This is a genomic window from Exiguobacterium alkaliphilum 12/1, assembly GCF_000714435.1.
Taxonomy (GTDB): Bacteria; Bacillota; Bacilli; order Exiguobacteriales; family Exiguobacteriaceae; genus Exiguobacterium; species Exiguobacterium alkaliphilum.
In genome coordinates this window covers 41,797-59,855 of record NZ_JJMW01000063.1, presented here as the reverse complement: position 1 = coordinate 59,855, position 18,059 = coordinate 41,797, and the positions used below count along the sequence as shown (strand labels likewise).

The window sequence follows — 18,059 nt, the reverse complement described above, 5'->3', positions numbered from 1 at the left end:
TTAGTGATGGAGGGACACGAATGCAGCGATATGTGTGGATGGTGGTGCTTAGTTTCGCCATGCTCTTGCCGATTCACGCCGAGGCCGGGTTCGAGACGACACCGGCCGGGACGGTGTACACGGCGACGGACGGGACGCTTTTGACCGGGTGGCAGACGATTGACGGGAAGACGTATTACTTCGATTCGAACGGGATCATGGTGACAGGCTGGCAATTGATTGAGCAGGCTACATACTATTTCAATCCGGACGGTGCCCTCGCCACCGGTTGGCTCTCCCTTGATGGGAAACGATACTATCTCTTTCCGGACGGGAAGATGGCAACTGGTTTTCAACCGATCGATGGGAAGACGTACTTGTTCGGCGTCGACGGCGTGATGCAAAAAGGTTGGCAAACCGTCGCCGGCAAACGCTACTTCTTCCATTCGACCGGTGTCATGTTGACGGGGTTCTGGACCGTATCGAACAACCGGCATTACTTCGCCCCGAACGGTGCCCTCTTGACCGGGTGGCAGACGATTAACGGAAACCGCCATTATCTGTTCGCTGACGGCATCATCCGCACCGGCATGTACACCGTCAGCGGACAGAAATATCTATTTCTTACGAACGGGAAGATGGCGACGGGTTGGCAGACGCACGGGACGAACGTCTATTTCTTCGGGACGGACGGCATACGTCGTCACGGTCTCCAGACGATCGGCGGAAAAGTGTACGGCCTGCATCCGACGTACGGTTACCGGTTACGTGGCAAGCAAACGCTCGACGGCGTGACGTATCACTTCCATTCGACCGGCGTCCGTGAGACCGGTTGGAAGTATACGACCCAATACGAATACTTCGCGCCCGCCCTCACGAAGAAAACGGATTGGCAATTGATTAACGGCAACTGGTACTTCTTCGATGCGTCCGGTGTCATGTACAAAAACAAGCGCGTCGGCAACGCCACGTTCGGCAGCCGCGGCGCCTATGCCCCTGCCTTGTCCGTCTACAAGATGAACGTCCCGCTCTATCGTCAGTTCCAGATGGGCTATCCGTCCGGCTGTGAGTTCTTCTCGCTCAAGATGGCGCTCGAGAAAAAAGGACGGGTCGTCAGCGCCGAGACGCTCTATCGCGAGATGCCGAAAAGCATGTGGAACGCCCGCTACGAGAATCGATTGTACCGCTGGGTCGACCCGAACGTCATGTTCACCGGCGACCCGAAAGGCACGCTCGGCAAGTATCGGAACTATGGTATCTATCCGAAAGGCATGATCGGTTTCTCGAGCAAATATCGGCCCGTGAAAGACATGTCTGGGCAAGGGCTCGCCTCGATTGAGCGTGAGCTGTCGATGGGGAACCCGGTCATCGTCTGGGCGAGCGTCGATTTTAAGACGCCGTATGGCTATTTCAACTGGTACACGGCCTCGAACCAAAAGTTCACCGGCTTCTTGAACTATCACGTCATGCTTGCGACGGGCTATGACAAGAACAACCTCTATATTAACGACCCGTATCGCGGCCGCTTGGTGATCCCGAAGTCACAAGTGAGCGCCGTCATGAGGGCGACCGGCTGGAAGGCGTTATCCGTCCGCTAACACTTACGAGTCAGACGTATACGCGTCTGGCTCTTTTTAGGTATTCTGAATCATTTTGAGAAATAAAATTTCCTATTTTCAATAAAATATATTGAATTAAAAATACAGAATGCTACACTTCAACTAAATAAGTGAAGCGCTTACATTTTCTGAAGGAGGAATTTTTATGAAGAAATGGATTGGGGGCGTCGCTGCCCTGACGCTCATCACCTCATCGCTCGTCATGCTCGAGACGGATGCCAACTCGGTGCCGAAGAAGCCAAAAGTCGAGCTCGGGGTCGAACGGCTTATGTCAGACACATCGCTACTCGACGGCAAACGCGTCGGCTTAATCACGAACCCGACCGGTGTCGACTCGTCGATGACGAGCATCGTCGACTTATTCCACAACGCGGACAGCTTCGAACTGACGGCGCTCTACGGTCCAGAGCACGGCGTGCGCGGTGACGCCCAGGCTGGGGCCACGGTCAGCTCATACATCGATGAAGTGACCGGCCTCCCCGTCTACAGCCTGTACGGGGCGACGCGGAAACCGACACCGGAGATGCTCGCGGATATCGATGTGCTCGTCTTTGACATCCAAGACGTCGGCACAAGGTACTACACGTACATCTACACGATGGCGTATGCGATGGAAGCAGCGGCCGAGAACGACATCCCGTTCGTCGTCCTCGACCGGCCGAACCCGCAAGGCGGCCTCCGCGTCGACGGACCTGTGCTCGACCCGGCCTACTCGAGCTTCATCGGCCTCTACCCGATTCCGCTCAAACACGGCATGACCGTCGGCGAGCTCGCCGGCTTGTTCAACACAGAGTATCAGATTCAAGCGGACCTCGAAGTCGTCAAGATGAAAGGCTGGAAGCGTTCGATGCTGTATGAGGACACGGGGCTCCCGTTCGTCATGCCGTCACCGAACATGCCGACGACGGACACGGTCAACGTCTATCCCGCGACCGGGTTATTCGAAGGGACGAACCTATCGGAAGGCCGCGGCACGACGAAGCCGTTCGAGTTGATTGGCGCACCGTACATCAAAGCGCATGAATATGCCCAAACGTTGAATGACCTCGCACTCCCTGGCGTCACGTTCCGCGCCGCCTCGTTCACACCGACGTTCTCGAAGAACGCGGGCAAACTGTCGCACGGCGTCGAGGTGTACGTCACCGAGCCGACGAAGTTCGAGGCGGTCAAGACCGGCATCGCCATGGTGAAGACGGCGCACGACTTGTATCCGGATGAGTTCGAGTTCCTCGCGAACGACTTCATCACCCGCCTGACCGGGAACGCCTACGTCAAGGACATGATCCTCGCCGGCGAGTCGCTCGAGGCGATCATGACGAAAGTCGATGCCGAGCGTGACGCGTTCTTGCCGATTCGGAAAGAGTATTTGTTGTATAAATAAAAAAACATAACTCGAAAGTATCCTCTCTGAAAGACAAACAGACGAACTTACAATTCTGTCTGTCTAGTAAGAGAGGTTTTTGCACGCAAAAATCATCACTTTTCATACGATGCTTAAAATCAATATTTAACATTCGTTTTGTGAATGTTCTGGCCCAAAGCATGAACAAATTATTTAGAGCGATTTATAATTATCTATCGATAGAAATAGGTTCATATATATTCACTTCTTTTTTTGGGATTTTTAAGGAATAAATTCGTGAATAAAAGTATTATGAGAACTGAACATGATATAATTAAGGTATATTTCACAAAATAAATAAAAGGAGGATTATTATGACTTTCTTTCACATGACTTATAAAAGAAACCTTATAACAGGACTCTTTCTATCTTCGGTCATACTTTTGGGAGCTTGCGGAGATGGAACGAACAACTCTCTTGAAAGTAGCGAGAATGAAACACAGGAAGTTGAAAACTCTACAGAAGAAGTGACACAAGATGAAACGAATCAAGATGAAGCTTCTACCCTTGATATTTTAAATCAACTCGCAACGCTCTCGACTCAAACAGATGAACTCTATGTTACGGATAAGATAACTATTGGTGAACAAGAAGAAGTTACACCTGGGATTTATGATCTCGAAATCATTGGTGGTTCAGGAAATATCTTAGGAGAGCGAGCTGATGTTTCTGCATTGTTCATCAATTGGGTAGGCGGAGCAGAAAATAATTCTGGAGACTACCCTTCTAAAATACGGATTATTCTTTTTGAAGGAGATGTGCTCGAATTTATGAACATTTCCAAAGTTAAGTTCAATGCGGTCCCTGAAAAGGTTGAGCCTTCTAATGAGTTGGGAATAGGTGAATTCATTGTCGGAAGAGATATATTACCTGGTGAGTATAAGCTTTCTACTAAAGTTAAGATGAACCCCGACTATGATAATTTAGGATGGGGTATCTCAATTTACAATGACGAAAATGGACAAAGCAGAGACCAAACGTTCACTGCTACAAATAATGATGTAGTTGTTAATCTGAAAGAAGGTGAGATAGTTTCTATATCTTATACTAATACTGATTATGGTTCTTCCTCAGATGAAGCAAGACTATTGTTTTCAGAATTAAATTAAAGTTTTTATTAGTCCGCATATGATCAAACAGGCAGGCTCATCTGAGTCTGCCTGTTTTGTAACGAAATGGTAATACCCATCATTCCCCTTCTCAATATATTATGGAGGTAGATTACTCGAAAAGGAGCCATCCCCTTGAAAAAACCAATCGCACTCCTCACCTCCGCCGCCCTCGCGGCGACGCTCACGTTCACCCCGTCGACGTCCCCGTTGCCGCTCGAACCGACAACGGTCGAGGCCGCTTATACGGAAACCGCCGTCAACACGAAAGGGAGCGTCACCGGCATCAGCCAACTGCCGGTCCGCAAGACCCCGTCACTCTCGGCCGCTCGGCTCGGTCTGATCCCCCGGAACGGCACGATGACGGTGCGGACGTCGTTCAACGTCAACGGCACGCCGTGGTACAAGATTCAATGGGGTGCCGGGTTCGCCTACGTCCCGGCCGCCTACGTGAAGCTGTCGACAGCTGAGGTCGCTTATAAACAGACGGCCTACGTCGCGCCATCGAGCGTCTACTTGAAGTCGGGCGCCTCGACCGTCTCGTCGAACCTCGCCTTCCTCCGCCAAGGCACGAAGTTCGAGACGATCAGCTACCGCTACACCGGTCCGACCCGTTGGTACAAAGTGAAAGTCGGGACGCAAACGGGCTACTTGATGGCGAAACACGTCACGTTCACCGCACCTGCGACCGTGTCCGTCTTGAGCGAGACGAACAAAGAGCGTCAGGCGGCTGGCCTGTCGGTTCTCGGTGCCTCGGCGGAAGCGAACCGCGTCGCCCAAGTCCGGGCCGATGAGATGGCGCGCACCGGTCAGTTCTCGCACCAGCTTCGTGAGAACGGAAGCCCGGGTGACACGCTCGACGCCTATAACGTCAGCTATCGCGGTTGGGGCGAGAACATCTATATGGGGTCAAGCGATCCGGCGACAGCCGTCCGAGCATGGATGAACTCGAGCGGCCACCGCGCCAACATCTTGAACACCCGTTTCACCCATCTCGGGACAGGTGCGGCCAAAAATGCGCAAGGGCAGACGATTCACGTCCAAGTGTTTTTGACCAAATGAAAAACGGGCTCGTCGTGAGCCCGTCCATTTAACGACGATCGTTTTTCAGACTGTCCAGGTCTTGTTGCGCCTGGCCGGTCTTTTCTTTTGCCGTGCCCTTCACCTGGTCTTTCTTCCCTTCACGCTCGAGCGAACGGTTGTCCGTCGCCTTGCCGGCCGCTTCTTTCGCTTTGCCTGCCGCCTTATCGATCAATCCATCAACTTTTTTGTTCAATCCGTCTTTACTCATGTGTGGTGTCCTCCTTGTGGTATCGTGTCTAATTCATGTACCACTGTGAGAAAAACTCAAACATAGTGCTCTTTGACGAGGACGCGAAAACGCGGGCGGACCGTCAGCTCAATCGTTGTCACCGTCCGGTCCCGGTCCTCGCTCATGACGATCAAGAGCTCGCCATGGTCGCGCCGGTCCTCGAGCACTTCGACCTTGCCGACGGTACGGAGCAGCTGGTAATAAAGGAGCTCTCCACGCTCGTCTTTGACGTTCACCTCGAACTCGTGATAACTCGGCGACACTTTGAAATAAAACGACTCGCTCCCGTTCGAGAAACGGAACACCGACTCATCATAATAAAACGGGAGCGTCGCATCCATCCGTTTCGGCTCGACCATGCAAAACAGCGCCCATGCCATCTCGTCAGGGAACTTCTCTCCCGATTCTCCTTTGTTGAATTGCCATCCTTTCATATGAATCCCTCACTTCATCTCCCGGTAGTTGTCTGAATACTCCGACTATTGTTTTTCATTCGACGAGGCGTTGAAAATCCCTGCAAACGGGAACAAATCTTTGTATAGGTTTTCACGAGAAAGGAGCTGCGTTCCCGTGTCCATCATCGCGCTCGACCATGTGACGAAACGCTTCGGGGAGACCGTCGCCTTGAACGACTTCTCCCTCCACGTCGAAGCTGGCACGTTGTTCGGTCTGCTCGGACCGAACGGTGCCGGTAAGACGACCGCCATCTCTGTCATGCTCAACTTGTATCCGGCCGACAGCGGGACAATCCGCATTTTCGGTCAATCGATGCCAAAAGACGAGCTCGCCATCAAACGACGCGTCGGCATCGTCCCGCAACACGTGTCCGTCTATGACCAGCTCACCGTGTTCGAGAACATCCAGTTCTTCGCCGAGCTGTATGGGTTCAAGCCCGACGAGGCGAAGCAGAAGACGCTCGCCGCCCTCGACTTCGTCGAACTGACCGCGCATCAAAAGAAACGTCCGCCGGAACTGTCCGGGGGACTGCTTCGCCGTCTCAACATCGCCTGTGGCATCGTGCACGAGCCCGAGCTCATCTTCATGGACGAGCCGACCGTCGCCATCGACCCGCAATCGCGGAACACGATTCTCGAGAATATCCGTGAGCTCAACCGCCGCGGGGCGACGATTATCTACACGTCTCACTATATGGAGGAAGTCGAGCTATTATGTGACCGGGTCGCCATCGTCGACGAAGGCAGGATCATCGCCGAAGGGACGCAAGACGAGTTGAAAGACCAAGTCATGACGCTCGAGACGGCACGGATCAAAGTCGAGGCGCTCACCCCTGGCCTACTTGACCGGCTCGGGGCGCTCGAACGGGTGCGCCGCGTCGAGTACGAGGAGCCGTACCTTGACGTCTCGCTCGAGAAAGACACCCCGCTCGCGCCGCTCCTTGACGTGCTCCACGACGAACGGGTTCGCTTCACCGCCATCACCGTCGACCGACCGTCGTTGAACACCGTCTTCCTCGCCTTGACCGGCAAGACGCTCCGGGAGTGATCATCATGAAGACATGGACGTTCATCAAATATGACATCAAACAGCAACTGCGTGACCGGTCCACCTTGTTTTGGATGCTCATCTTCCCAATCGTCCTCATCTTCGGCCTCGGGACGATGTTGTCGGCCATCTTCAGCACCGAGTTCTCACTCCCGGTGACGGACGTCGCCTACGTCGAGGAATCGACCGACGCGTATCGGGAACCGCTCGAGACGTTCCTCACGTCGGACGACATGCGTGAATTTCTGACGCTCACGGCTTACGATACAGTCGACCGTGCCGAGGCGGCCGTGAACGATGGGGACGCCGATGTCATCCTTCATCTCGTCGGGCCGGACGTGACGCTGTTATATGAAGAGCCGACGACGGTCGAGGTCGACGTTTTAGAGGCGGTGCTCACGCAATACACGGATATCGCCAATCAACAGATTTTGCTCGCCGAAGCGGGCGCATCCGCACCGTACGAACCGTTCACCTTCACGGACAGCGAGAGCGTCGACTTGTCGGGCCGCACCCCGACGTCGCTCGAATATTTCACCGTCACCATCTCCATCATGACGGCCTTGTTCGGCGCATTCTATATCACGTCGATGCTAAACGATGAGCGGCCGATGCGCGGCAGCTACCTCCGGATTCAGGCCGCGCCCGTCCGGCTAATCGACTATCGGCTCGCCCGGACTGTGAGCCGCTATGGGCTCATCTTCCTCCAGCTCGTGCTCGTGTTCTGGTTCAGCCATTTCGTCTATCGGAGCTTCTCGCTCGATCACGTGCGCCTCGAGCTGCTCCTCATCGGTTGGGTCGCCCTCGCCACGTATGGCACGGCGTTCGGCTTCTTCATCTCGAGCCTGCCGCGCCTCGCCTACTCGACGAAAGACGCGATCGTCAACGGCTTCGTCGCCATCATCATGATTCTTTCGGGCGGTTACGTCCCGGGCTTCGATCAAGTGACGCTCGCATACGCACCGTGGGCCCGTTACGTCTTCATGCCGATCTTCATGCGCGACGGCCTGCTCGCCGTGTTGTTGCGGGGCGCGGACACGTCGCTCTTTTGGCAAAGTCTCGGCTGGCTGTCGCTTCACGTGCTCGTCTTCGCCGCACTCAGCTTGTTGCTCTGGAAAGGGGTGAAGCGCCATGGTGCTGTTTAGACACGTCGCCAAACGGATGCTGCGGAAGAAGGGGTTATGGGTGTTCACGTTCGTCTCGATGTTCGGTTTCGCCCTCGTCCTGTCGTTTTTCAACTCGACGTCGACGCTCAACGCCTCGATTGGCATCCTCGATCGCGACGGCGGGCTCCTCTCCGAGCGCCTGATTGAAGAGGCCGAACGGTTCGGCGACGTGACGTTGTTGCGTTCGACCGCGGAGGAAGACACGTTCCTCGAAGGCCAGGATATCGTCCTCGTCATCCCGGAACGGTTCACGGAAGCGATGTTTCAAACCGAGACGCCTCGCCTCGCCTTCAGCGCGACTGAAGGGAGTGACGCCGCCCTCGTCGAACAGGCACTGAACGCCCACTTGTCCCGGGAACGACAACTGCTCGAGGCGAGCAACTATGACTTGACGGTGTTCCGGACGCTCATGGATGAAGAACCATCGGGGGGCTATACGCTCACGAGCGAGCCGTTCAGCGAGAGCGTCCAGACGACGGCACGGACGCAGGCGTTTCTCGGACTCCTGTCGTTCGTCATGATGTCGGCGTTCCTCCAGTTCATCCCGCTATTCGTCGCCGACGACCGGGACGAATCGATTTATGCCCGTCTATTCGCCGCCCCGATTTCACCGCGCCGCTATATCGCGTCGCTCACCGGCTCGTTTTTCGCGGTCGGCACGTTGTACGTCCTCATGTTGCTCGCCTTCAGCTCCGTGCTCTATCGGGATGACATCCTCCCCCATCTGCCGGTGCTCACACTGCTCTTTCTCACGTATTTAGGCAGCTGTCTCGCCATCGGGTCGCTCATCGCCGTGTCGGCGTCGAACCGGGAGAAGGCGAACATTTGGCAAATCTCCGTGACGATGGCGGCCGCCATCACCGGGGGCGCCTTCATCGCTTTGACGTGGCTGCCCGATTCGTTGACGGTCGTCGGGCGATTGCTTCCGACGTATTGGTTCAACGCGGGGGTGATTGACATGTACGCCGGCCGTTTCCCGGCACAGTCCTTGTCCGTCCTCGTCGTGATGACGCTCATCTTCTTTCTCGCGACGGCGCTCTACTTGAAGAGACGGCCGCTGACGACATAACAAAGCGGGACGCCCCGACTCGGGCGCCCCGCTCTTTACCGTTGTAACGTCGGCACGACTTTCTCGAAGAACACCTCGACGAGCATCGGGTCGAACTGTTTGCCAGCCTCGTCTCGAATGACCGCGAGCGCCTCCTCGACCGTCTTCGCCTTACGATACGGTCGTCCCGTCACCATGACGTCGAACGTGTCGGCAATCGAGATGATGCGTGAGGCGAGCGGAATGTCATACTCGCTTATCCCTTTCGGATAGCCTTTCCCGTCCCAGCGCTCGTGGTGGGCGAGCACGATCTCGGACAACGTGCCGTACTCCGGCACCGTGCTCAAGATGTTGTAGCTCACTTCCGGATGGCGTTTAATCTCGCGCCATTCAGTGTCGGTGAGCGGCCCCGTCTTGTCGAGGATATCGTTGCTGATCGCGACTTTCCCGATATCGTGCAAGACGGCGGCCGTCTTCAGCTCGCTCACTTCGGCGGTCGTGAAGCCCATCGCCGTCCCGAGCTTCCCGGACAGTTCAGCGACCCGTTGCGAATGCGCCTCTTCCCGGGGGATTTTCTCGTAGAGCGTCCGCATGATGAGTTGAATCGAGTGATGGCGTCGGCTCTGCTTCTCGGATACTTTATGATGGTACATCCGGTCCTCCGCTAAATTGAACACCTCGATAATCGGCATCGACGCATCAAGCTTCACCGCTTCGCCGAACGACGCCGAGATTGGCAGCCCTTCGATCGACTTGGCATGGAACATCCGGCTCAATCGGTCGGCGAGCTGCCGCGCCTCGTTCGGTGACGTGTTCGGCAAGATGAGGACGAACTCGTCCCCGCCGATTCGGGCGACGGTGTCCTTGCCCCGTACTTCCCGCTTCAAGATGTTCGTCGCCTCGATCAAGAGCCGGTCCCCGACGAGATGCCCGAACGCATCGTTCGTCAACTTCAACCCGTTCACGTCGACGACGATGAGCGTGAGCGGATAATACGCTTCCTCGTCATACGTGAGGAGCGCCTCATCGAAGTAACGGCGGTTCTTCACGCCCGTCAGTTGGTCGTGATAACTCAAGTACTCGATCTCCATCTCATACTTCTTCTTCTCCGTGACGTCCCCGATATAGCCGTGCCAGAGCACGTGCCCGTCGGCGAGCTTCTCAGGGCGGGACGAGCCGAGAATCCACGTCGTATGCCCGTCCGGCATGAAGACGCGGAACTCGGCGTCCCAAATCGTCAAGTCGCGATACGACGTCTCGATGCTCGCCATGACGTGCGGGTGATCGTCGGGATGGATCTTCGAGAAGACGATACTCGCGTCTTTCCGAACGTCCTCGGCGAGCACACCGGTCAACTCTTCGAACCCGCGGCTAAAGAACGGGAACGAGAACGAGCCGTCCGGCCGGCGCTCGAACTGATAGATCGCCCCTGGGACTTGGTCGGACAGCTTCGTCAGCAGACGGTCACGCTCGGCGAGCTCCTCCTCGAGCTGGACGCGTTCGGTCACGTCTTTGGCGACGGCGTAAATGTAACTACCTTGGACTTTACAATGCCACTCGATGGAGCGATAGTCCCCGTCAATCGTCCGGTAACGGTTGACGAAACGGAACAGTTCCCTTGCCGTCTCGAGCTCGGCGAAGGCACGGTCCGTCTTCGCGACGTCATCCGGGTGGACGAGGCCGATGAAGTCCATGTTCTCGAGTTCTTCGAGTGGAAAACCGAGCACCCGCTCCCACGGTTTGTTCAAATGTAAAATGTCCCGTTTCTGGAGCGACATGATGCACTCGAGGTCGACGGTGGCGAACCCTTCGAACATCGAGTCTTTCGCTTTACCCGTCTGTTGGTCCGACTTCATCATCTGTTCGAGGATGTGATGGATGTATAATTCGACGAGACCAAGCCGGTCCGGCTCGTCTGTCCCTTGCATGACGATCGTCAAGTCGCCGTAGAGCACGCCATCCTTCTCAATTTTAAACAAGACGATTTGCCCGAGGTCAAAGATGCGGGTCAAGTTTTTGATTAATCGCTTCGAGAGTCGATTCTCGATCAGCTCTTCGACGTGCTTGAATATGATGGGGTTGTCCTGCTTCATCAGGCGGACCCGTTCCGGATAGACCCCCCACTTCTTGCCAACGGGATGGAACCCTAAAATGTCCAAACTTCGCTCGATCGTCTCGTTCAGACCGCTCAGTGCGACGGTCGAGTACGTCTCGCCGTCCTCTTCAATCAAGTTGAGCGCCACCGCTTTCGCCCCGGTGAACGACCGGATTTGATCGAGGAAATGTTGATTGATCAACAGTTCGCGTCCGGTCGACACGAACCGATGCGACACGTTGACGAGTTGCTTCAAGGCGTTGTTCTCCTGGACGTGCGGCGTCACGTCATGAAAGATCGTCGTCACGTAGCCTGGTCGCTCGCTGAAGACGGATAGCTCATACCACGCCTTGTTGCGACGCGAGAAGTGTTCGAACGTGATGGCCTCCCCGCTGCTGACCGCCTTGGCCACTTGCGCGATCCATTCCCGTTCGCTGTATTCAAAGTCTTTCAACACGTCCGTGATGTGCCCGCCGATGAACTGGTCTCGCTTTGCTTTCATGATGTTCTCGAACGCTTTGTTCACTTCGAAGAACTCATAGTCGACGGGCTCACCGTTCGCGTCGTAGACGACTTTGAACTCGACGTAGCCCTGGGGCATATGGCGCAACAAGGATTGGTATTGAGTATGGTCGCGTGCTGTCACGTCATTCCCTCCTACTGGGTCAGTTTCTACTTTTCAGTTTACCTCATTTTCGATGAATTCCCTATATTTTCCGAATGCATTCAACCGAATATGTACATGTAAAGTTTGTGTAAAGTTACGTCTCAACGGTTGAACGTCTGCATCATTCTTGTTAGACTGATGTCGGTAATCGATATCGAATTTCGATTTTAAGGAGTTGATCACAATGGAAGACCGCATCCTCAGGAAGCTCTTCCTCGGTTTCATCCATATCCACATTTTGCACCATGCCGCAGAACATCCGGTGTATGGTGCCTGGATGGTCGAAGAGCTCCGTGAACACGGTTATGCGATCAGTGCCGGTACGCTCTACCCGATTTTGCACGGGATGGAGAAGGACGGCTTGCTCATCCGGACGAACGAGAACGTCGACGGCCACATCCGGAAGAACTACACGACGACCGACAAAGGACGTGTCGTCTTGGCGGAAGCCCGCCAAAAAGCGTATGAACTGTTTAAAGAGATAAAGGAGTGACACCACATGGAGAAACAACGCGTAACGCTCAAAACGTTACTTGAGATTTTATTCGTCTCGACCCGGCTCGGCTTGACGTCGTTCGGGGGACCGATCGCCCACCTCGGTTACTTCCACGAGGAATACGTCAGACGCCGCAAATGGATTGATGAGAAGGCGTACGCCGACCTCGTCGCCCTCTGTCAGTTCTTACCCGGACCGGCAAGCTCTCAGGTCGGGATCGGGATCGGCATCGTCCGAGGTGGGATTCTCGGCGGGATCACGTCGTTCATCGGCTTCACCGCCCCGTCGGTCATCGCACTCATCGTATTCGCCCTGTTCGTCTCCGGGCTCGACGTGTCGGACGCCGGCTGGCTCTACGGCTTAAAAGTCGTCGCCGTCGCCATCGTCGCCCACGCCATCCTCGGCATGGCCGGGAAGCTCACACCGGACGCGAAGACGCGGACGATCGCCTTCTTCGCCCTCGCCGGCGCCTTGCTCGTCCAGACGGCGTATAGCCAAGTGCTCGTCATCGTCCTCGCCGCCTTGGCCGGGTTCTTGCTATTCAAGCCGCAAAACTTGGACGTCAAATCGGCGACGTTCCCGCTCTCGAAACGACTCGGGGCCGTGCTCCTCGGGTTGTTTGGGGCACTTCTCGTCATCTTGCCGATTTTACGTGAGACGATCGAGAACCAATCGATTGCGATGTTCGACAGCTTTTACCGGGCCGGGGCGCTCGTCTTCGGCGGCGGTCACGTCGTCTTGCCGCTCCTCGAGCGTGAGCTCGTCCCTGCCGGCTTCTTGAGTGAAGAGGCGTTCCTCGCCGGATACGGGGCGGCCCAGGCCGTACCGGGACCGCTGTTCACGTTCGCGTCGTACCTCGGGACCGTCATCGACGGGGTGCCAGGTGGCTTGCTCGCGACGTTCGCCATCTTCTTGCCGGCGTTCCTGTTGATCCTCGGGGCGCTCCCGTTTTGGAACGCGCTCCGTCGAAATCCGAAAGTCGGCGGTGCCCTCATCGGGGTGAACGCGGCCGTCGTCGGGATTTTGATTGCGGCGTTCTATCAGCCGATCTTCACGAGCACGGTGAACGGCGTCGTCGATTTCGTCTTTGCTGCCTTCTTGTTCGTCATGATTGCCTATTGGAAACTGCCGCCGTGGGCGCTCGTCATCGCGGGTGTTATCGGCGGGACGATTATCGAGATGCTGTAACGACTAGGACCTTTCGAGGTCCTTTTTTCATTCCCTGTTTTTCTCCACTTTCGTTTTGAAAATGTTAATCGTTTGAAACTTTTTCTAGGTGACGTCTCGCTATACTAAAAGATATCTTTTTTTAAACAATAGGGAAACGTACGAAAGGAAGTGGGAGCATGCAACTGTTGCGCCACTCAAACTATATGCCCGGCCTCGACGGACTGCGCACGTTCGCCGTCTTAGCCGTCATCTTATTTCATGTGAACACACCATACATAACCGGGGGCTTCCTCGGGGTCGACGTCTTTTTCGTCCTGTCCGGCTATTTGATCACCGGCATCTTGATTCGCGAATGGGCGAACGCCGGCCGACTCGATTTAAAACGGTTCTATATCGCCCGGTTCCGGCGGCTATTGCCGGCGCTCGTCTTCATGCTTTCCGTCGTCATGACGGTCGTTTGGCTGTTCGAACCGGACTTGTTGAACACGGTGCGGCAAGACACGCTCGCCGCGCTCGTCTACGTGAACAACTGGTGGTACGTCTTCCATGACGTGTCGTACTTTGAGAGCTTCGGCAAACCGTCCCCGCTTCAAAATCTATGGTCGCTCTCGATTGAGGAGCAGTTCTATCTCGTCTGGCCGCTCCTGCTCCTCTTCGGTTTGAAGTCGAAGCGGCGCCTGCTCCAAGTCGTCTCGGTCATGCTCGTCGCCTCCGCCGTATGGATGGCCGTGAACTTCACGCCGGGCACCGATCCGAGCCGCGTCTATTACGGGACGGACACACGCCTGTTCGCCCTCTTAATCGGTGCCGTCCTCGCCTTCGGTTGGCAACCGGACACGTTCAAACGGGACATGCCGGACATCGGGCGCCGTATTTTGAACATCGGCGGCGGCGTGGCGCTTTTCGCCCTCCTCGTCATCATGACGCGGGCGAGCGCGTACGGTGCGTTCCTCTATTACGGCGGGTTCTTGCTCGTCGCGTTGGCATCGGCCGTCTTAATCGCCGCGACGGCGCACCCGTCGACCGTCTGGGCCCGGTTGTTCGGTAGCGAGTGGCTTCGCACAATCGGGACTCGGACGTACGGCATCTATTTGTGGCACTATCCGGTCATCATCTTGACGACCCCGATTGAACAAATCGGCACGTTCGAACCGATCCGCGCGTTCGGACAAGTCGCCTTGACGCTCGCGATTGCCGAGTTGTCGTACCGGTTCATCGAGACGCCGGTGCGCCATCATGGCTTCAAAGGGGCAATCCAATCCCTTCGTCCCGTCCTGTCGCCAGGCCGCATCGCTACCGTGAGCGTGGCGACCGCCCTCTCGCTCGTCCTCGTCGGCAACTTGTCGATTCTCGCCTTCAGTGGGGCGAACGAGCGGACCGAAGCGATTCCGATCGTCAAACCGAATCCGGCACCTGAAAAGCCTGAAGAAGCGACGGAACAAGAAACGGAGCGTCCGATTGACACGTGTCCACCGGCGCTCGCCATCGGGGACTCGGTCCTCCTCGGCTTGAACGAGTATCTCGGGAGCACCTTCCCGAACATGGAGATCGATGCCGAGCTCGGCCGCCAAGTCCGTGACGCCCAAGACGTCGCCGCGACGTATCAAACGTATGACGCACCGGGCCACGTCGTCTTCCTCCACCTCGGGACGAACGGCGCCTTCAAGATGGAGCAGCTCGATACGTTAATCGGGCAGTTCGAACACGCGGACCGCGTCTACTTGATTAACACACGTGTGCCGCGACCGTGGGAGCAAGATGTGAACAGAACACTCCAACGTGCGAGCGAGTTGCACGACAACGTCACGCTCATCGATTGGCACGAGGCGTCCGCCGGCAAAGGCGACTATTTCGAAAGCGACGGCGTCCATTTGACGATCGATGGCGCCGAGGCGTTCGGTCGGATGCTCGAAGACGAGATCGGCTGTATGAACGACAAATGACCTAGCGGCTGCTAGGTCATTTTTTCATGGGCGCCACTTCCAGCGCATATAGTTGAGGAACAGCTTGATGTAGGCGAGCTGTTCGCGGATGACATATTTCGGCTTGACCGAAGCCGGTGTCAACGCATAAAGCGCGTCCGTCTTCAGCCCGAAGTAGAGACGTGCGACGAGCCGGGCTCGGCGGACGTGGAAATCGTTCGTCACGACGGTGAGCCCCGGTTCCCCGTCCCAAATCACGCGGCTGAGGAGAAAGTTCTCATACGTCGACGTCGACGCGGCCTCGACGTGGATCCGCTCCTCGCTGACCCCGCGGGCGATGAGTTCCCGCTTGATGACGAGCGCCTCGGCCATCCCTTCGTCCGGCCCTTGTCCGCCTGTCGCAATCAGTTCCACGTGTGGGAAGCGTGCCGCGTAAGCAGCCGCCACCTCGATCCGATGCCGGAGTGCTTTCGATGGCTTGATCCCGTTCACTTTCGCCCCGAGGATGAGGACGTATCGATACGTGCCGTCTGGTTGCTTCAACATTGGCCCCCTTTTTTAATAATCTCATCATAACAATGTTTTTCACTTATGGTCATTATTATATATAAGATTGGCTGTTTGCTGAATCATATCTTTAAAATATTTGTTAACCGCTAAAGAAGGATTTTTATAATACTTCTTTCATAAGATTATATACACAAAAACCTAAATAATTGTCATATATGCTTTTAAACATTTCCATAATATGAAAAAATAAATTCTTTTTTACTTTTAATTGTCTTATAATGATTTTTATAAGGGTTTTTAAGGGAGGAAATGGTATCTGAGATGGAGGATTTTTCTTTTGTGTCAACACGATTTTCTTATCGACGTGATACAAAACTTTTTGCAGAAATCGAAGTGGTCCGTATGGAGAATTCTTATTACAAATTTATTATTCATCCGACTGAGCAATGGCAAAATCAAGAAGAGTCATTAACTCATCTCCGTATTCAACCGGACAAATCTTACAACGAGCAGCTTGCCTGCCTTCGGGCCGCAATCCGATACTTATCGACGTTAGGGCCGTGCAGACTAACGTAAAGAACGATAGAATGAGTCCATTAAAAAATCAAGGTGTCCTCCCATACGAGGGACACCTTGATTTTCAATTTATGAGTAGACGAACTGTTATTCATTCGGACGCTGTTTTGCTTCGGCTTGCTCTTTATTGAACTGTTGAAGAAGGCGTCGATATGCCTCTTGTCGTTCTTTGAGTTGAGCACGCAATTTTTCGAGCTCTTGATCTTTCTTACGGTTCGAGTGATTGATGGCTATCAAATTCTGTTCGCCTCGTTTCACTTCTTTTCTCGCTTCGTCTCGCTCTTCTATTGCTCTTTCCCGTTTCGTATTTTGCTTCTCAAGCTTGCCTCTTAGCAATTGAGCCGACCGATGAAAATGTAATTGTTCATAGCGGACATGCGGATAACTCGCGTTCATATTTATCGGTGTAGTTCCTTCTCTAATCACAGATTGAAGCAGATGCTCTAATTGACGTTGCGGTTTGTCGTCACGAAACTCTCGATTCGCCAACTCTGAAGAAAATTCTCCTAATTCTTTGCGCACCTTTGGGTCTGTCAATCGAATAATGTCTCTACCGATTTCACCTTTTTGATACCCCTCATATCTCGAACCAATTCCACCAAAATTCGTTTTGGCAGCTTCTTTCCACGTATCCGGTGTAATTAGCCCATGGTATCCCTTACTACCTGCTGCGATGGTCGGCTTACCGACTGCTAACGCCTCAATCGCAGCTCGACTAGGCGCAATGATAAAATCTGCTTGTTGCATTTGAATAGGTAATGCTTCTTGAGATAGCCATCCTGTCCACGTAATAGTCTGAGAGGTTGCCTTCAATTCATCCGCATACCTTATTTCATACTTACCTCGTTGTGTCCCATCGCCTACCACAACCCAATCAATCGGAAGGCGTTTAACTGCGTCATCTTGAAGCGCATCCCAAAAAACATCTAAATTAAACAACATGTCCGCATCAATGCGCGATATAAACATGCCTGTCAATCGACCGGGGTCTTCACGCACAGCCCCCGGCCGGAATGAATCGGACACGCCATTGAAGATGACTTCAATCTTCGAAGCCACATCAGGGCAATGTTCAATCAAATAGTCACCAATCGTTTCCGAGACCGCAATCACTTTTGAAATCCGCTCATGGTATTGAGCAATCTCGTCATGATACATCCCATGAATAACGAGGACAAAAGGAATATTTTTCGCTTCTGCGATAGCAAGTCCTAACTGCCTCGAGTCGAACGGGTGCGCATAGACGACATCGAACGATTGCGGCAACACTTCATCGATGACACGGTGCACATCTTGATTGGTGTAGTCTGTCTCGATGACCTCACCGCCTAGACTTTGAATCTCTTCAGAGAATGGCCCAGGTTTACACACGACGGTCACCTCATATCCCTGTTTACGTAAATATCGTACCGACGCAATAATATGCAAATGCAAACCACCCATCGCCGAATGAAAATATACAGGTAAGAGTATCTTCATAAGATT

General features: G+C 54.4%; 15 protein-coding genes. 10 read left to right on the top strand and 5 right to left on the bottom strand.

Features of this window, described 5'->3' with window-relative positions:
- The first annotated feature begins 20 nt into the window (after positions 1-20).
- The 4 genes from RT52_RS12965 (at position 21) to RT52_RS12950 (ending at position 5,171) form a co-directional block, all read left to right on the top strand.
- The gene (locus RT52_RS12965) at positions 21-1,577 is read left to right on the top strand and encodes a C39 family peptidase (RefSeq protein WP_034817866.1); all 1,557 of its coding nucleotides are present in this window, start codon (positions 21-23) and stop codon (positions 1,575-1,577) included.
- Positions 1,578-1,800: 223 nt separating this feature from the next.
- Entirely contained in the window at positions 1,801-2,979 is a 1,179-nt protein-coding gene (locus RT52_RS12960; RefSeq protein WP_245175552.1) for an exo-beta-N-acetylmuramidase NamZ family protein, read from the top strand.
- A gap of 335 nt (positions 2,980-3,314) precedes the next feature.
- Complete coding sequence (locus tag RT52_RS12955) at positions 3,315-4,109, top strand: hypothetical protein (protein WP_209325642.1); 795 nt, start codon at positions 3,315-3,317, stop codon at positions 4,107-4,109.
- A gap of 135 nt (positions 4,110-4,244) precedes the next feature.
- Complete coding sequence (locus RT52_RS12950; protein WP_034817864.1) at positions 4,245-5,171, top strand: CAP domain-containing protein; 927 nt, start codon at positions 4,245-4,247, stop codon at positions 5,169-5,171.
- A 28-nt stretch (positions 5,172-5,199) separates the two neighbouring features.
- Here RT52_RS12950 and RT52_RS12945 read toward each other — a convergent pair whose 3' ends face one another.
- Positions 5,200-5,400, bottom strand: a complete 201-nt coding sequence (locus RT52_RS12945) for a CsbD family protein (RefSeq protein WP_034804601.1) — start codon at positions 5,398-5,400, stop codon at positions 5,200-5,202.
- Positions 5,401-5,456: 56 nt separating this feature from the next.
- On the bottom strand, positions 5,457-5,855 hold the full coding sequence (locus RT52_RS12940; protein ID WP_034817863.1) for a hypothetical protein: 399 nt from the start codon (positions 5,853-5,855) through the stop codon (positions 5,457-5,459).
- 136 nt (positions 5,856-5,991) lie between these two features.
- Here RT52_RS12940 and RT52_RS12935 point away from each other — a divergent pair, with 136 nt between their 5' ends.
- Genes RT52_RS12935 through RT52_RS12925 form a run of 3 tightly spaced genes read left to right on the top strand, consistent with a single transcriptional unit; the run spans position 5,992 to position 9,159 of the window.
- Positions 5,992-6,924: an ABC transporter ATP-binding protein gene (locus RT52_RS12935; RefSeq protein WP_034804606.1), complete on the top strand. Its 933-nt coding sequence runs from the start codon at positions 5,992-5,994 to the stop codon at positions 6,922-6,924.
- Positions 6,925-6,929: 5 nt separating this feature from the next.
- Positions 6,930-8,069: an ABC transporter permease gene (locus RT52_RS12930; protein WP_245175549.1), complete on the top strand. Its 1,140-nt coding sequence runs from the start codon at positions 6,930-6,932 to the stop codon at positions 8,067-8,069.
- On the top strand, positions 8,056-9,159 hold the full coding sequence (locus tag RT52_RS12925; RefSeq protein WP_034817861.1) for an ABC transporter permease: 1,104 nt from the start codon (positions 8,056-8,058) through the stop codon (positions 9,157-9,159). The genes RT52_RS12930 and RT52_RS12925 overlap by 14 nt, the downstream gene beginning before the upstream one ends.
- A 35-nt stretch (positions 9,160-9,194) precedes the next feature.
- Here RT52_RS12925 and RT52_RS16055 read toward each other — a convergent pair whose 3' ends face one another.
- Entirely contained in the window at positions 9,195-11,879 is a 2,685-nt protein-coding gene (locus RT52_RS16055) for an HD domain-containing phosphohydrolase (protein ID WP_156028824.1), read from the bottom strand.
- A 205-nt stretch (positions 11,880-12,084) separates the two neighbouring features.
- Here RT52_RS16055 and RT52_RS12915 point away from each other — a divergent pair, with 205 nt between their 5' ends.
- From RT52_RS12915 to RT52_RS12905, 3 genes are all read left to right on the top strand, one after another.
- The gene (locus tag RT52_RS12915) at positions 12,085-12,393 is read left to right on the top strand and encodes a PadR family transcriptional regulator (RefSeq protein ID WP_034817860.1); all 309 of its coding nucleotides are present in this window, start codon (positions 12,085-12,087) and stop codon (positions 12,391-12,393) included.
- 6 nt (positions 12,394-12,399) lie between these two features.
- The gene (gene chrA, locus RT52_RS12910; RefSeq protein WP_034817859.1) at positions 12,400-13,584 is read left to right on the top strand and encodes a chromate efflux transporter; all 1,185 of its coding nucleotides are present in this window, start codon (positions 12,400-12,402) and stop codon (positions 13,582-13,584) included.
- Positions 13,585-13,742: 158 nt separating this feature from the next.
- Positions 13,743-15,509: an acyltransferase family protein gene (locus tag RT52_RS12905; RefSeq protein ID WP_034817858.1), complete on the top strand. Its 1,767-nt coding sequence runs from the start codon at positions 13,743-13,745 to the stop codon at positions 15,507-15,509.
- Between the two features lie 24 nt (positions 15,510-15,533).
- Here the strand turns inward: RT52_RS12905 and RT52_RS12900 are convergent, their stop codons facing one another.
- The gene (locus tag RT52_RS12900) at positions 15,534-16,034 is read right to left on the bottom strand and encodes a YdcF family protein (protein ID WP_034817857.1); all 501 of its coding nucleotides are present in this window, start codon (positions 16,032-16,034) and stop codon (positions 15,534-15,536) included.
- A gap of 627 nt (positions 16,035-16,661) precedes the next feature.
- Positions 16,662-18,053 carry a glycosyltransferase gene (locus RT52_RS12895; protein ID WP_034817856.1) on the bottom strand — a complete coding sequence of 464 codons (1,392 nt, stop codon included), beginning with the start codon at positions 18,051-18,053 and terminating at the stop codon, positions 16,662-16,664.
- Between the last annotated feature and the right edge of the window lie 6 nt (positions 18,054-18,059).

Bases quoted from the DNA above. Each gene is read 5' to 3' on its own strand.
- RT52_RS12940 (WP_034817863.1), bottom strand. From the start codon at position 5,855: ATGAAAGGATGGCAATTCAACAAAGGAGAATCGGGAGAGAAGTTCCCT.
- RT52_RS12960 (WP_245175552.1), top strand. From the start codon at position 1,801: ATGCTCGAGACGGATGCCAACTCGGTGCCGAAGAAGCCAAAAGTCGAG.
- chrA (WP_034817859.1), top strand. From the start codon at position 12,400: ATGGAGAAACAACGCGTAACGCTCAAAACGTTACTTGAGATTTTATTC.
- RT52_RS12900 (WP_034817857.1), bottom strand. From the start codon at position 16,034: ATGTTGAAGCAACCAGACGGCACGTATCGATACGTCCTCATCCTCGGG.
- RT52_RS12895 (WP_034817856.1), bottom strand. From the start codon at position 18,053: ATGAAGATACTCTTACCTGTATATTTTCATTCGGCGATGGGTGGTTTG.
- RT52_RS12915 (WP_034817860.1), top strand. From the start codon at position 12,085: ATGGAAGACCGCATCCTCAGGAAGCTCTTCCTCGGTTTCATCCATATC.
- RT52_RS12945 (WP_034804601.1), bottom strand. From the start codon at position 5,400: ATGAGTAAAGACGGATTGAACAAAAAAGTTGATGGATTGATCGATAAG.
- RT52_RS12955 (WP_209325642.1), top strand. From the start codon at position 3,315: ATGACTTTCTTTCACATGACTTATAAAAGAAACCTTATAACAGGACTC.
- RT52_RS12930 (WP_245175549.1), top strand. From the start codon at position 6,930: ATGAAGACATGGACGTTCATCAAATATGACATCAAACAGCAACTGCGT.
- RT52_RS12905 (WP_034817858.1), top strand. From the start codon at position 13,743: ATGCAACTGTTGCGCCACTCAAACTATATGCCCGGCCTCGACGGACTG.
- RT52_RS12965 (WP_034817866.1), top strand. From the start codon at position 21: ATGCAGCGATATGTGTGGATGGTGGTGCTTAGTTTCGCCATGCTCTTG.
- RT52_RS12925 (WP_034817861.1), top strand. From the start codon at position 8,056: ATGGTGCTGTTTAGACACGTCGCCAAACGGATGCTGCGGAAGAAGGGG.